Here is a 14,775-nt window from a genome sequence, read left to right as displayed (position 1 = left end):
CACCAGATGAGCCTCCAATGGTGACGAATTAAACCGGACACCAGTGGGTCAAGCCCTGGGATGACGGAGTTTGGGGTGGCTTTTTCGCCAAACTCCTGGGCGGTGCAATTTAAGCGGCGTCGCTTCTGCCATCGCTTCATCGCCGCGGCGGAGTCGATGGATGCAGGCACCACCTCTCCTCCGTCATCCCAGGGCTTGACCCTGGGATCCATGCGGCTGGCATTGCGGGGAGATTGATTGAGGCCGCATGCGAGGCTGGATCCCCAGCAGCTCAAGGCCCAGCATGACGAAGATTGGGATGCGCAGGAGAAACAGTTCCGGGGTAGACGCCTTATGTAAACCATACACTGGCGAAACCGGACAGGTCCCGACCTAGGCCGACTCGCAAGGGACGAGAGGTCTCGTCACTTGACGCCCTCGCCCGAATGGCATTTCCTCAGCGCGATCATGCCAAGGACCAAACCAATGCGCATCCCCATCCTCGTCACCCTGCTCGCCACCCTCGCCGGCCTTTCCGCCTGCCAGACGATGACGCCGGAGGAGCGGCGGGCGGCGGATGAGCAGCGGTGCCTGAGTTATGGTTTTCGCCGCGGCACGGATGCCTTCGCCACCTGCCTGCAGCGCATCGATCTCGACCGGCGGGCCGAATCGCGGGCGAACAGTGCGGAGATGATGGACCGCATGGCCTGGGATCTGAACGGGCCATATATCTACCACGATCACTGGCGGCATCATCATTGAGCGCCGCGGGCACCCTGCCCCAAACTCCCCGGTATTTACGAGCTAGCCCGGAGGTCTTTCGGGCTGCGCCGGATTTCGTCCAGCCCGCTTGAAATGACCGCCTGCGCTGCCGCCAACCTCGCGATCGGCACGCGGAACGGCGAGCAGGAGACATAGTCCAGCCCGATCGTCTCGCAGAAGCGGATCGAGGCCGGGTCGCCGCCATGTTCGCCGCAGATGCCGAGCTTCATGTCGTTGCGGGTGCGCCGGCCGCGTTCGGCGGCGATGCTGATCAGTTCCCCCACCCCGTCGAAATCGAGCGAGATGAAGGGATCGTGCTCGATGATGCCCTTGCGCTGATAGGTGGGGATGAAGGCGGAAGCGTCGTCGCGCGAGATGCCGAAAGTGGTCTGCGTCAGGTCGTTGGTGCCGAAGGAGAAGAATTCGGCGGCTTCGGCAATCACATGGGCGCGAAGGGCCGCACGCGGCAGCTCGATCATCGTGCCGACGAGATAATCGATCTTCATGCCGGCCTCGGCCATGACATTGCCGGCGATGGCGTCGATGCAGGCCTTGACGTAATCGAGCTCGGTGCGCAGGCCGACCAGCGGCACCATGATCTCCGGCACCACGGCCGCCCCGGTCTCCTTGGCTGCGGCCACCGCCGCCTCGAAGATGGCGCGGGCCTGCATCTCGACGATCTCGGGATAGGAGATCGCCAACCGGCAGCCGCGATGGCCGAGCATCGGATTGAACTCGTGCAGCGCATCGACACGCTGGCGCAGCGCTAAGGGCTCCATGCCCATGGCGAAGGCGACTTCGGCCACCTCGTCATCGGTCTTCGGCAGGAATTCGTGCAGCGGCGGATCGAGCAGGCGGATCGTCACCGGCAGGCCGTGCATGACGGTGAAGAGGCCGGTGAAATCCAGGCGCTGCATCGGCAAGAGCTTGTCGAGCGCCAGCCGCCTGCCCTTCTCATCCTCGGCGAGGATCATCTCGCGCATCACATGGATGCGCTCTCCCTCGAAGAACATGTGTTCGGTGCGGCAAAGGCCGATGCCTTCGGCGCCGAAGGAGCGGGCGGCGCGCGCATCGGCCGGGGTATCGGCGTTGGTGCGCACCGTCATCCGCCTGGCCCGGTCGGCCCAGCCCATGATGCGGCCGAAATCGCCCGACAGCTCCGGCTGGATCATCGGCACCTCGCCCTTCAGCACTTGGCCGGCCGAGCCGTCGATGGTGATGATGTCGCCCTTCTTCAGCGTCACGCCGACGCCGAGCAGCCGCTCGTTGCGGCTATCGATGCGCATGGTGCCGGCGCCGACGACGCAGGGGATGCCCATGCCGCGGGCGACGACCGCCGCATGGCTGGTCATGCCGCCGCGCGTCGTCAGGATGCCTTCGGCGGCATGCATGCCGTGAATATCCTCCGGGCTGGTCTCGACGCGGAGCAGAATGACCTTGCGGCCCTCGGCTTCCGCCTCCACCGCCTCTTCGGCAGTAAAGACGATGGCGCCGGTCGCAGCCCCCGGCGAGGCCGGCAGGCCGGTGCCGATCACCTGGCGGGTAACGCGCGGATCGATCGTCGGATGCAAGAGCTGATCGAGGCTCGAGGGCTCGATGCGCAGCACCGCCTCTTCCTCGGTGATCACCTTCTCATCGACCATGTCGACGGCGATCTTCATTGCCGCCCGGGTCGAGCGTTTGCCCGAGCGGGTCTGCAGCATCCACAGCCGGCCGCGCTCGATGGTGAATTCGATATCCTGCATGTCGCGGTAATGGATCTCGAGCTCGGTGCAGATGCGGCAGAGCTCGCGAAACGCCTCCGGCATCAGCTTTTCCATCGACGGCTTGTCGGAGCCGGAGGAAATCCGTCCCTCCTCGGTGATGCTTTGCGGCGTGCGGATGCCGGCAACGACATCCTCGCCCTGGGCATTGACGAGGAATTCGCCGTAAAGCGCCCTTTCGCCGGTCGAGGGGTTGCGGGTGAAGGCGACGCCGGTGGCCGACGAATTGCCGAGATTGCCGAACACCATCGCCTGGATATTGACGGCCGTGCCCCAGGCTTCCGGAATATTGTGGAGCTGGCGGTAAGTGACGGCGCGCGCGCTCATCCAGCTGGAAAACACCGCGCCGACCGCGCCCCAGAGCTGGACTTCGGGATCCTGCGGGAATTCCTGCTCCAGCTCCTCTTCGATCAGCCGCTTATAGAGCGAGACGATATGCTGCCATTCGGAGGCGCTGAGCTCGGTATCGAATTCGTGGCCGAGCTTGGCCTTCTCATCCTCGAGGATCTCCTCGAAGGCATCGTTGCCAAGACCCATGACGACATCGGCATACATCTGGATGAAGCGGCGGTAGCTGTCCCAGGCAAACCGGGCGTCGCCGGCATCGTGGCCGAGCGCCTGCACCGTTTCGTCGTTGAGGCCGAGATTGAGCACGGTGTCCATCATGCCAGGCATCGAGACGCGGGCGCCGGAGCGCACAGAAAGCAGCAGCGGCTGGCTGGTGGAGCCGAAGCGGCGGCCGGTGATCGCCTCGATCCCCGATATGCCGGCGCGCACCTCGGCCTTCAGCCCATCCTCGATATGGCGGCCGTTCTTGTAGTAGGTATGGCAGGCATCGCCGACGATCGTCAGCCCCGGCGGAACCGGCAGCCCAAGGGCGCACATCTCCGCCAGATTGGCACCCTTGCCGCCCAGAATTTCGTGATCGCGCGCCCGGCCCTCAGCCTGCCCGTCGCCGAACGTATAGACCCACTTGGTCATCTTCCCCCCAACACCAAACCGGGATTAGCTTAATCCGTTGGTGTTGAAATGAAAATCGACAAATGCGGCAGAATGTTGCATTGCACAATGAATCTTCGCTCCGAAACGATTGAAACATCATCCGGCACGAAGACGGCATAAAAAAAGCTTTGCGGGACTGCAACAGGTCCCGCAAAGCCTTATTTCCGTCCGGCCAGGAAAACCGGACGGGGGGTCCCTCAACCCAGGGCACTTTCCTCAAGTAATGGAATGCCCTATCGCTCCGTCTTCACGCAATTCCTGCGAAAGCCGCTTCCGCGCGTTTCGTGGAATTGCCCCAGATTTCCCGGCTCTTGCCCTCTGGCCGGAAAACCGTATGCAAATTCGCCAATACGCTCCTTGACCGCCCGCGTTTCCACAGAAGCAATCAGGTTGCGTTGAAACAACTTCTAATGCAAGTCATCGCAAAGAGCATCACCCAAATGGGGTAGAGACCGCAAAGAAGCCGACCTTTTTTGGTGCTTAAGAAAATTCCGGCGAAAGTGCAGGCCTTTTCAGCCGCTTCCGGCCGTCAGCCCGATTGTCTCAGCTCATCAGACGCAACTCTTCCGTGCGCTGGATATCACGCCATATGGCGAGGTGTTACGCAATATGACCATGCGCTTCCCGCTGGTCCATGTCGGCCGCCAGTTCCGGGCCTTGAGCCTGAGCCTGGGAGGCAAAACCTCAGGCAATTTCGCGCAAACGTTCGGCCGTCTGCAGGTCGACGGAGACGAGGGTGGAGACGCCTTGTTCGGCCATGGTGACGCCGAAGAGGCGGTTCATGCGGGCCATGGTGATCGGATTGTGGGTGATGATGACGAAGCGGGTTTCGGTCGACGCCGCCATTTCGTCCATCAGGTTGCAATAGCGCTCGACATTGTGGTCGTCGAGCGGCGCGTCGACTTCGTCGAGCACGCAGATCGGCGCCGGATTGGTGAGGAAGACGGCGAAGATCAGCGCCATCGCCGTCAGCGCCTGTTCGCCGCCGGAGAGCAGCGTCATGGTCTGCGGCTTCTTGCCGGGCGGCCGCGCCAGGATTTCCAGGCCCGCTTCGAGCGGATCGTCGGATTCGATCAGCTGCAGCTCGGCGGTGCCGCCGCCGAACAGATGGGTGAACAGCCGCTGGAACTGGGCGTTGACGACGTCGAAGGCGGCGATCAGCCGCTCGCGGCCTTCGCGGTTGAGGCTCTGGATCGCACCGCGCAGCTTGCGGATCGCATCGATGACGTCGTCGCGTTCCTTGATCAGCGCTTCGAGCTTTTCGCTCAGTTCTTTCTGCTCCTCGTCGGCGCGCAAGTTGACGGCGCCGAGCCGCTCGCGCTCGATCTTCAGGCGTTCGAGCTCGCGCTCGACCTCGCGCGGATCGGGAAGCGCTTGCATGGTCGGGCGCCCAGTCAGTTGCAGCGCCTCGTGCGGGGCAACATTCAGCACCTCGCGGATACGGCTCTCGCTTTCCTGCCGCTTTTCGCGGGCGGAAACCAGGCGCTCCTCGGCGCGGCCGCGGCGTTCGCGGCATTCGGCAAGTTCCGACAGCGCCGTCGTCGCCTTGTGGTCGGCTTCGCGCTGGATGCGTTCCGCCTCGGCCAGCAGGTCGCTGGCGTTGCGGCGCGCTTCCTCGGCCTTCTGCAATTCATTGAGCAGGGCGCGGCGCTTGTCGTCGAATTCATCCGGCGCCAATTCGAGCTCGGCTGCCTCTTCCCGCGCCTCTTCCTCACGCTCGCGCAGTGTGGCGACATGGTCCTCGCCGCTGGCCGCCCGCTGGCGCCAGGTTTCGCGCTCCTGGCCGATCGCCATGATGCGGCGCTGGCGGGCCTCGTTTTCCCGCGCCAGGCTTTCGTGGCGCGCGCGGCTTTCGGCGAGCGCGCCGCGATCGGTCGCCACCTCCGCCTGCTGGAAGCGCAGCCGCTCGTCGATCGCGGTCAGATCGGGCGCATCCTCGAGTTCGATGCGGGCATTTTCTTCCTGGACGGTAATCTCCTCCAGCTGCGACTGCAGCTGGCTGACGGCCTCGCTGACGACATCGCGGCGGCGAATCAGATCGCCGGAGGCACGCTCGGCCGCCGCCAGCGCCTCGCGCGCTTCGGCAAGATGGCGGGCCGACAGGCGGCTCATGTCGCGGGCCTCGGCAAGCCTTGCCTCCTGCCCGCGGATCGCCTCGGCGGCCTCCGCCTGCCGCTCCTCGGCTTCAACGAGAACGTCGCGGGCAAGGGCTGCTTCGCTTTCGAGTTCGGCCAAGCGGTTCTTCTGGGCAAGGCGCAAGGCTGCGGCACTCGGGGCGTCGGCACCGGTAACATGGCCGTCCCAGCGATAGACGGCGCCCTCTTTGGTCACCAGCCGCTGACCGGGCTTCAGCGCCGCCATCAATCGCCCGGCCTCGCCCTCGCCGACCAGGCCGATCTGGCGCAGGCGACGGGTCAGTGCGGCGGGCGCGCTGATATGGGTGAGCAGCGGTGTGACGCCGGGTGGAAGCGCCGGGTCGCCGGCGCCGTCGCCATTGTCCGACCAATGGGCCGGCGCCTCGGCATCGAGCGGCGATTCCAGATCGTCGCCGAGGGCCGCACCCAGCGCGGTTTCGAAGCCGCGATCGACCTTCAGCTCCTCGGCCACCGGCGGAAATTTGCCGGCGGCGGCACCGGCGGCGAGCATGCGGGAAATGGTGCGGGCCTCGGTTTCCAGCGCATTCAGGCTCGAGCGGGCCTGATCGACCGGGGCGCGCGACAGCGCCTCGGCCTGGCGGGCGCCGGCCAACGCCTGCTCGACCGCCTGGACGGCGGCTTCGGCATCGGCAAGGGCGATTTCGCCGGCGTCGACGATAGCGCGTTTCTCGTCCGGGTCGGGCAGGCCTGATATCTTTTCGCCGATGGCGGAGAGTTCGTGGTTGGCCTCGTCCATCTGGCGTCCGAGGCGCATGCGCCGGTCCGTGAGATCGCGGATGGCGCGCTCCAGCTGGTTGCGGCCGGCCGCCGCCTCGGCGCGTTCGGCGGTCAGCTGGGTGAAGATGCGCTCGCTGTCGGCAAGTTTTGCCGCCGCACCCTCGAAGGCCTCGCGGGTTTCCTCGGCATGACGGCCGGAATCGGCAAGCACCTCTGAAATCTCGGCCTCTTCGGCATCGAGGCGCGCCAGGATGACGGCATTGTCGGCGACCAGCCGTTCCTCGCGGCGGATGTCTTCCCCAAGCTGGGCAAGACGGCGGGTCAGCTCGTCGCGGCGGCGCAGAATGCGGCCGACATCCTCCTCCAGCTGGCTCCGGGCGATCTGCAGGCGCTGCAGGGCAGCCGCCGCACGGGCCTCGCCCTCGCGCAGCTCCGGCAGCTTCAGGCTGGCGATGCCCTGGTTCTTCGCCGCCTCCATCTGCATCTGCGCCTTTTCGGCGACGATAGAGGTCGCCTGGTTGAGGGCGCTGTCGGCCTCGGCCTCGGCCTCCTTGGCCTGCACCCAGCGGATATGCAGCAGCATCGCCTCGCGGGCGCGGATATCGGCCGACAGCGTCTTGAAGCGGTTGGCCTGGCGGGCCTGGCGCTTCAGGCTCTCGATCTGGCTTTCGAGCTGCGAGGTGACGTCGTCGAGACGTTCGAGATTGCCTTCGGCGGCGCGCAGCCGCAGTTCGGCCTCGTGGCGGCGCGAATGCAGGCCCGAAATGCCGGCCGCCTCTTCCAAGAGCTGGCGGCGGGCCTGCGGCTTGGCCTGGATCAGCTCGCCGATGCGGCCCTGGCCGACCATCGACGGCGAACGGGCGCCGGTGGAAGCATCGGCAAACAGCAGCTGCACGTCCTTGGCGCGGCTCTCCTTGCCGTTGATGCGATAGAGCGAGCCTTGTTCGCGCTCAATGCGGCGGGTGACCTGGATCTCGTCGCTGTCGTTGAAGCCGGCGGGAGCGGTGCGCGTTGCATTGTCGAGATAGAGCGCCACTTCGGCGGTGTTGCGGGCCGGGCGGTTTCCCGAGCCCGAAAAGATCACATCGTCCATGCCGGAGGCGCGCATGTTCTTGTAGGAATTCTCGCCCATCACCCAGCGCAGCGCCTCGACGAGGTTCGACTTGCCGCAGCCGTTCGGCCCGACGACGCCGGTCAGCCCCCGCTCGATGATGAATTCCGTCGGCTCGACGAAGGATTTGAAGCCGACCAGACGCAGCTTGTTGAACTTCATGCGGAAGCTCCGCGGCGGAGGGTGGAGGTAGTACCCCTGCCGCCACCTAGCCACAAAAAAACGGGCGCACGGCTTTCACCGTCGCCCGTCGTTTCGAAACGATCCGGTTCAGATGAGGCTGTCGATGAGCGCCGACAGGGTGTCAACCGGCATGTCTCCAGAGTAGCGCTTGCCATTGATCAGGAAAGTCGGCGTGGCATTGACGCCAAAATCCTTGGAACCTCTTTCCCGCGTGGCGTTCACTTCATCCAGAAGCTTCTGGTTCGTCAAGCATTTCGTGAAGCTATCCTCAGTAAATCCGGCAAGCTTCGACATCTGAAGCAAGGCGGCGCGCCCGTCATCGGCGGCGGCCCAGACCTGCTGCTGCTTGAACAGCATCGATACCATTGGGAAATACTGTTCCGGCGTACTCAGCTGCTCCGGATTGGAGGCGCTGCAGCGGGCAAGCATGAAGGCGGCGGCCGCACGCGGATCGAAGGGGAATTCGCGGATGATGAACTGCACCTTGCCGGCGTCGACATATTTCTGCTTGATGGCGTCGAAGGTGGTGTTGTGGAAATGGGCGCAATGCGGGCAGGTCATCGACATATATTCGACGATCTTGACCGGGGCATCGGCCTTACCAAGCGCCATCTCGGGCAGCACGCCGGGCTTCAGCACCTCAGCCATATCGACATCGCCGTCGGACTGCGGCATTTCGGTCGCCGACGTCGCCGCCGTCTGCATGGTATCGACATTGGTGCCGTCGGCCATGGTCTTGCCGGAGGACGAAGCATCGGCAGCGTCCTTGCTGTCTTTGCAGGCGACAAGCGCTACGGCAGCTGCGGCGATGGCGATACCGCTGAGCAGGCGGCGTTTCGTCAGTTGCATTTCGGACATCTGCATGGATTCCCCATAGGTAATGAGAGTGACGGCATGACTGTGCGATATAACGGCTGACGGCCACTCACAAGCCACGGTTGGCCAACTTCCTTCAAAGAATTGTGACCGTGATGGGACCGCCAGCCAAAAATTGCGGTGGGTGCGCATGTGGACTCATCGATAGACATCGCGGCGGTTGCCAATCAGAGCATGCGCGTTCCCAAGCTCTCGCTCGGCTGCTCGGGCGCAAGCGGAGCCCGGTGCGCCTCCAGGCTGTTGCCCTCCTTAATCACTCCGTCATCCCAGGCCTTGAGCCTGGGTTCCATGGCTCCGGCTGGCGGACACGTGGATCGGAAGAACCCGCGCTAGCGCCTATCCCTCGGGCAGAGTCGAATTTCCTGTCACTCGCGAGCTTGTGAATTCTCGGATCTCAAACGAAAGTCCGGCGCTTCCATTGTCGCGCCGGACTTCGAAGTCTACCGGATCACTTGCATTCAGGGTCGTCGCCGAAGCCCTTGCAGAAGAACTCGGCTGCATTTTCCTTGGTGATCATCTTTGACGCAATCTCGATTTCCATCGAGCCGTCGTCCTTCTTGGTCAAGGTTCCAAGCTTTTCCAGCGCTGCCGTGTCGTTGGTGGCAAGCGCATGCGCGGCAATGACGCCTTCAGGCGCGACCGTGGAGTAGGTGAAGGTCGCGGTCAGATCGCCCTTGGCAACGGCGCGGATGGCGGCATTCTCGCCGTCGATGCCGATGATGAGGATGCCTTCCTTGTCACGGCCTGCCGCCTGGATCGCCCGCAGTGCACCAAAAGCCATGTTGTCGTTATGGGCGTAAACGGCCTGAATCTGCCCGGCTGGGAAACGCTGAAGCGTGTCTTCCATGAACTTCAGGGCCTTTTCCTGGTCCCAGTCGGCATGGGTTTCGGCGATCACCTTGATTTCGGTGCCGGCGATGGCTTCGGCAAAACCTTCGTGGCGCTCAACCGCGGGAGCGACAGCCGGGTCGCCCTTGATCTCCACGACATTGCCCTTGCCCTTCAGCGCCTCGGCTATGTACTTGCCCGCAAGGGTGCCGATGGGTTTGTTGTGGGGGCCGACGTGCAGCGTGACAGGAATATCGAGGCTGCGCTCGAGCGTGATGACCGGAATGCCGGCGGCCAGCACCTGCTTGACGGTCGGAGCGATCGCGGCGCCATCCTGAGCCGAGATCATCAGAACCTTCATGCCTTGCACCATCAGGCTTTCGACATCCGAAATCTGCTTCGCGGACTTGCCTTCCGCATTGGTGACGATCAGATCGACATCCTTGAAGTGTTCGGCGGCATAGGCCTGGTTGCGTTTGGTCATCGTGTTGCGATGGGCCGAGTTCGAGCTCGCCTGCGAGAAGCCGATGACGATCTTGTCCGCGCTGAAGGCGGGGGCCGCCGTCAGGACGGTGGCGAGGCCGGCGGAGATAATGAGCATGCGTCTGGTGATATTGAGCATTTTAAGTCCTCCCTCTGGTTAACACGCTAGCTGCGTGGCTTTCTTCCGGCTTCGAGCAGCACGGCAAGAACGATGATCCCGCCCTTCACCACCTGTTGTGAGAATGGTGAAACGCCTGCGAGATTGAGAATGTTTGCGATGATGGCCAGCACCATAGCGCCTCCCATCGTGCCCAGAACCGTGCCTTCGCCGCCAAAGAGCGACGTGCCGCCGATCACCGCGATCGTGATCGCTTCCAGTTCGAGGCCGAGACCGGAATTCGGGTCGCCGACGGAAAGGCGGGACAGGAAGATCAGGCCGGAAAGCGCCGCCAGCACGCCGCAGATGATGTAGACGCTGAAAATGACGAGCGGCACATTAATACCGGACAGCCTCGCCGCCTCCTCATTGCTGCCAACCGCATAGATCGCCCGGCCGAACGAGGTAAAGCTCAGCACGATGGCAGCGATGATGCAGACGATCGCAAAGACATAGATCGGTGTCGGCACGCCAAGAATATAGCCGCCGCCGAGCACGAAGAAGCTGTCGGCGAGCTTTCCCGGATTGACGGTTCCGCCGTCGGCAATCATCAGCGCGAAGCCGCGCACCATCACCATGCAGCCCAGCGTCATGATGAAGGCCGGAATGCGGAAGTGGGAAATGCCAAAGCCGTTGACGCAGCCGACGAGCGCGCCGATGGACAGACAGATCAGCACCATCAGCGGGATGGACATGCCCTGTTCCATCAGGACCGCGCCGGTGACGCCGACCAGCGCGACAATCGAGCCCACCGAAAGATCGATCCCCTTGGTGAGGATCACGAATGTCATGCCGATGCCGAGGATCCCATAGAGCGCGACCTGCCTCAGAACGTTCAGAATATTGATGGGATTGAGGAAATGAGGAGAGATCAGCGAGGCGGCGATGATCAGTCCGATCAATGCACCGGCAAGCCCCGTTCCGCGCGGAAGATTTTTCATTATAGTCCCCTCATTAATGTAGCGCCGCAAAGTGCATGACGTCTTCTTCGGTTGCGGTCCGTGCGTCGAGTTCGGCCGTTATTTCGCCCTCTCTCAAAACATACAGCCGGTCGCACAGACCCAGGATTTCCGGTAATTCGGAAGAAGCGATGACGATCGCCAGCCCGCGGGCTTCCGCCAGCTCGACCAGCAGATCGTAGATCTCGCGCTTGGCCCCGACATCGACGCCGCGTGTGGGCTCGTCGGCCAGCAGGATCTCGCATCCGGCGCTGACAAGCCTCGCCAGCACGCATTTCTGCTGATTGCCGCCCGAAAGGTTCTGCGTCGCCGCCGCGGCATTCGGCGTCCTGATCCGCAGCCGCTCGATGAGACCGCTGACTATTCTGCGCTCCCGGCGCAGAGAAAGAAGCCCGAAACGGACGATCTGCGCCAGGCTCGCCGACATGATGTTGAAGCCGACGCTCTGTATCAGGAAAAGGCCCTCCGTCTTGCGGTCTTCCGGCACGAGACCGAGCCCCTTGCTGATGCCGGCGCGCGGCGAACCGATGCTGGTCATGGCGCCGTTGATGCTAACGTCGCCGGCATCGCGCGGGTCGGCCCCGTAGATGGCGCGCAAAAGCTCCGTGCGGCCGGCGCCCGCCAGTCCGAACAGACCGACGATCTCGCCTTTTCGAACGTGGATGCTGACGTTTCTAAGCAGCGCTTGCGTCGAAATACCCCTGGCGGACAGGGCTTCCTCGCCGATCCGGGGCGTACGCTTGGGAAAGACGTCGCCCACGTCCCGACCCACCATGCTGCGAATGAGATCGTCCGTCGTCAGGCCGTTAGAGGGTCCATTGTGGATGACGGTGCCATCGCGCAGAACGGTGACCGTGTCGCTCAGTTCAAAAACTTCGCGCAGGCGATGCGATATATAAACGAAAGCTACGCCGCTTTCGCGCGCCAGCTGCCTGACAACCCGGAACAGCTGGTCGATCTCCGCCTGCGCCAACACCGCCGACGGCTCGTCGAGAACAATGATCTTCGCGTTGCGCGCCAGCGCCTTAGCGATCTCAACCATCTGTCGTTTGGCAACGGAAAGCGTTCCGATCCGGGCTGTTGGATCGACATCGAAACCAAGCCGGTCGACAACCGCGCTGGTCCGGCGCTTTGCTTCGCCCCAGTCGATCAGGGCACCCTTGCGCGGCAATCGTCCCATCAGAACGTTTTCGGCTACGGTCAGGTGCGGCGCCTGAGCCAGTTCCTGATAGATAACCGCAACACCCCGGGCGATCATTCCCGCTGGCGTCGGATCGAGGACCTCTTCCCCAAAAAGCTCGATACGCCCCTCATCGGCGGAATAGGCACCGGAAAGGATCTTCATCAGCGTCGATTTTCCGGCCCCGTTCTCACCCACCAACGCCCTGATTTCTCCCGGCTGCAGAGAAAACGACACACCTTTCAGGGCCCGCACGCCCGGAAAGGATTTGGTGATCCCAGCAAGAGCCAATGCCGACGTCATTTCAATGCCCTCCGCAGCCGCACGAGCGGCGAATTACCAGTTTTGCCGGTAGACGAACCTGCCGCACGTCTTCCGTGCCCGATTTGATCCGCCTGGACAGCATTTCCGCAGCCTGCATGCCGATCATCTCGCTCGGCTGCGCCATGACGGTCAGCCGCGGCTCGAAGCAGTCGGCCCAATCGAAATCGTCAAAGCCGATCAGCGCCAGATCCTCAGCGATGCGCAAGCCAAGGTCGCGCACTGCGCGCATGACGCCGATCGTGGCCAGATTGTTGCCCGAGGCGATCGCCGTCGGTCGGTCCGCCCGACTTAAGATCTCAAGCGCCGATTGGCGGGCATCCGCGCTGTTGGCATTGCCTTCGCTCATCAGGCTGCGATCAATCTCCAGCCCGTGCCTGCGCATGGCGCCGACGTATCCACGCACGCGTTCGATCGTGGAAAGCAGCCCGGGCTCGCCGGCGATGAGGCCGATGCGACGGTGGCCGTGGCCCACGAGGTGGTCGATCAGCGCCTCCATGGCCGCCTCGTTGTCCAGGCAAACCCCGTCCGCATCGGCAACCGTCAGACGGTCGACGAGCACGAAGGGCATGCGAGACGATTTGAGATAGTCGATGGCGCGGTTTTCCGGATCGCCGGAGGGAGCCAGAATCACCCCATCCACCCGTCGCTGAACAAGTTCACGGACCAGCCGCAGCTCGGTCTCCGGATCGTTCTGCGTGTCGCAGAGAAAGACGAGCTGGCCGATGGCGGCGCAGGCTCTTTCGATAGAGGAGACGATATCGTTGAAATAGTAGTTGGTGCTGATCGAGATCGCGATACCGACGGCATCCGTCGATGATCGCACCAGTGACCGGGCCACCGCATTCGGCACGAATCCGAGGGTTTCGATCGCCTGCCTGACGAGCGCCGCCGTCGCGTCATTCACATGTCGCGTGCCGTTGACGACGTGCGACACGGTAGAGACCGAGACGCCCGCGACGCGTGCAACGTCAGTGATTGTCGCCATGATTGCAGAACTCCCCCATCGCGCCCGACGCCACAGATTCAAGCTGTCGCCGCGTCGCCTCCTCCGAACGAAATCGAAATGTCCGGGCGATCCCGAACAAGCCGCAGCCTTTCGGCCGCTGGCTGTCCGTTTCATCCTCCAATGAAACAGTCACAACCAAAGTATGATCATCGAAACGTTTGCGCAAGCGTTTTCTTCGCCTGTTTATGTGGTATACAGGACTGAAGGGAGGCACTCACATGGCACTGAAAAACATCCCCGGGATCCTTTGCCCGGATCTTTTGTGGATACTGAGCGCGATGGGCCATGGCGACGAGATCGCCATCGTCGACAAGAATTTCTCGGGGTCCCGCGTGTCGAAAAAGACCGTAAGCGGCAAACTCATATCGATGAACGCGGCCAGCGCCACGGACACCATAGAAGCGATCCTAGCGGTCATGCCGCTCGACCATTTCGTCGAACAGCCGCTCATGCACATGGAGGATCCGGATCAGGCCGGGATATTACTGCCCGTTCATTCGGATGTGGAATTGCTTTGCTCGACGGCCGAACAACGCAGCATCAAGAGCAAACCCGTCGAACGCTTCGCCTACTATCCGATCGCAGAAGCCTGCTTCGCGGTGGTTCAGACGGGCGAAACACGGCCCTATGGCAACTTCATCCTGAAGAAGGGTGTGGTTTAGTGATGGTCTGAAACGTCTCCAGGTCGCGGGAACGCTTGAAGGCGTGACCTGTGCGAGATTCGTCCGCCTGTGGATTTCATCGGCTCCGATCGAGCACGCGTCACATTTATCGTCCCCGCTTGCCCATCACCGCCGTCCCCAGTCGCTCAATCGCCTGGCGCAACTTGTCGTTCTCTATCCCTTCCATCATGCCTTCGAGCTTGCGGGCGGCTTCGCCCTTCAGCGGCGGCGGGGTGCGGGAGCGGCGGACGGCCTGGGAGACCGGCTTCTGGACGATGCGGATCTGGTGGACGGCGGAAAAGCCGAAGAAGCTATTGATGCGCTGTATGAGTTCGCCCTGGGCATGGGTGAGAAACAGCGCGCGCGCGCCTTCGCAGGCAATCGTCAGCACGCCGGGGCGGAAGCCGCCGGTCTCATCGCCGCCGCGGGCCCAGGCGATCTTTTCCGGCCGGGTGCAGTCGGCGAAATCCTCGCCGGCGATTTCGCTCCAGGAGCCGAGCAGCGCCGTGTTGATGCCGGCGCGGCGCGCGAGGACGGGATCGATCAGCCCGTTCGCCAGCTCGGAAATCTGCTTTGCACCTTTGCGTGGATAACTCATCGAAAACCTTGGGCACCCTACCAATCGCA

Annotated in this window: 11 protein-coding genes; 2 read left to right on the top strand and 9 right to left on the bottom strand. The window is 63.1% G+C overall.

Translation table 11 applies throughout. From position 1 onward, the window contains the following. The first annotated feature begins 465 nt into the window (after positions 1–465). Positions 466–741, top strand: a complete 276-nt coding sequence (locus ATY29_RS21565) for a hypothetical protein (protein ID WP_097537287.1) — start codon at positions 466–468, stop codon at positions 739–741. Positions 742–776: 35 nt separating this feature from the next. On the opposite strand, the gene ppdK is transcribed toward ATY29_RS21565, so the two are convergent. The 8 genes from ppdK to ATY29_RS36450 all read right to left on the bottom strand — a co-directional run bounded on the left by ppdK (position 777) and on the right by ATY29_RS36450 (position 13,652). Further along, complete coding sequence (gene ppdK / locus ATY29_RS21560; protein ID WP_003569750.1) at positions 777–3,485, bottom strand: pyruvate, phosphate dikinase; 2,709 nt, start codon at positions 3,483–3,485, stop codon at positions 777–779. A 705-nt stretch (positions 3,486–4,190) separates the two neighbouring features. Further along, on the bottom strand, positions 4,191–7,652 hold the full coding sequence (locus tag ATY29_RS21555; RefSeq protein WP_097537284.1) for a chromosome segregation SMC family protein: 3,462 nt from the start codon (positions 7,650–7,652) through the stop codon (positions 4,191–4,193). Positions 7,653–7,760: 108 nt separating this feature from the next. Then, on the bottom strand, positions 7,761–8,531 hold the full coding sequence (locus ATY29_RS21550; protein WP_375164625.1) for a DsbA family protein: 771 nt from the start codon (positions 8,529–8,531) through the stop codon (positions 7,761–7,763). A 466-nt stretch (positions 8,532–8,997) separates the two neighbouring features. Further along, complete coding sequence (locus ATY29_RS21545; RefSeq protein ID WP_003569758.1) at positions 8,998–9,999, bottom strand: substrate-binding domain-containing protein; 1,002 nt, start codon at positions 9,997–9,999, stop codon at positions 8,998–9,000. A 26-nt stretch (positions 10,000–10,025) separates the two neighbouring features. Continuing rightward, positions 10,026–10,958 (bottom strand): ABC transporter permease, encoded by a 933-nt coding sequence (locus tag ATY29_RS21540; protein WP_003569761.1) that lies wholly within the window; start codon positions 10,956–10,958, stop codon positions 10,026–10,028. Between the two features lie 13 nt (positions 10,959–10,971). Then, positions 10,972–12,459 carry a sugar ABC transporter ATP-binding protein gene (locus ATY29_RS21535; RefSeq protein ID WP_097537282.1) on the bottom strand — a complete coding sequence of 496 codons (1,488 nt, stop codon included), beginning with the start codon at positions 12,457–12,459 and terminating at the stop codon, positions 10,972–10,974. 1 nt (position 12,460) lies between these two features. After that, entirely contained in the window at positions 12,461–13,465 is a 1,005-nt protein-coding gene (locus ATY29_RS21530) for a LacI family DNA-binding transcriptional regulator (RefSeq protein WP_097537281.1), read from the bottom strand. Next, entirely contained in the window at positions 13,449–13,652 is a 204-nt protein-coding gene (locus tag ATY29_RS36450) for a hypothetical protein (RefSeq protein ID WP_128398095.1), read from the bottom strand. The genes ATY29_RS21530 and ATY29_RS36450 overlap by 17 nt, the downstream gene beginning before the upstream one ends. Before the next feature lie 52 nt (positions 13,653–13,704). Here ATY29_RS36450 and ATY29_RS21525 point away from each other — a divergent pair, with 52 nt between their 5' ends. Beyond that, positions 13,705–14,148 carry an RbsD/FucU family protein gene (locus tag ATY29_RS21525; protein ID WP_097537280.1) on the top strand — a complete coding sequence of 148 codons (444 nt, stop codon included), beginning with the start codon at positions 13,705–13,707 and terminating at the stop codon, positions 14,146–14,148. A gap of 106 nt (positions 14,149–14,254) precedes the next feature. Here ATY29_RS21525 and ATY29_RS21520 read toward each other — a convergent pair whose 3' ends face one another. Continuing rightward, positions 14,255–14,746 (bottom strand): DUF721 domain-containing protein, encoded by a 492-nt coding sequence (locus ATY29_RS21520; RefSeq protein WP_003569770.1) that lies wholly within the window; start codon positions 14,744–14,746, stop codon positions 14,255–14,257. Positions 14,747–14,775 lie beyond the last annotated feature (29 nt).

Source organism: Rhizobium hidalgonense (genome assembly GCF_002914525.1).
Classification (GTDB): Bacteria; Pseudomonadota; Alphaproteobacteria; order Rhizobiales; family Rhizobiaceae; genus Rhizobium; species Rhizobium hidalgonense.
Note: the sequence above shows the minus strand (reverse complement) of the source record. Positions and strands in the feature narration are given on the sequence as shown.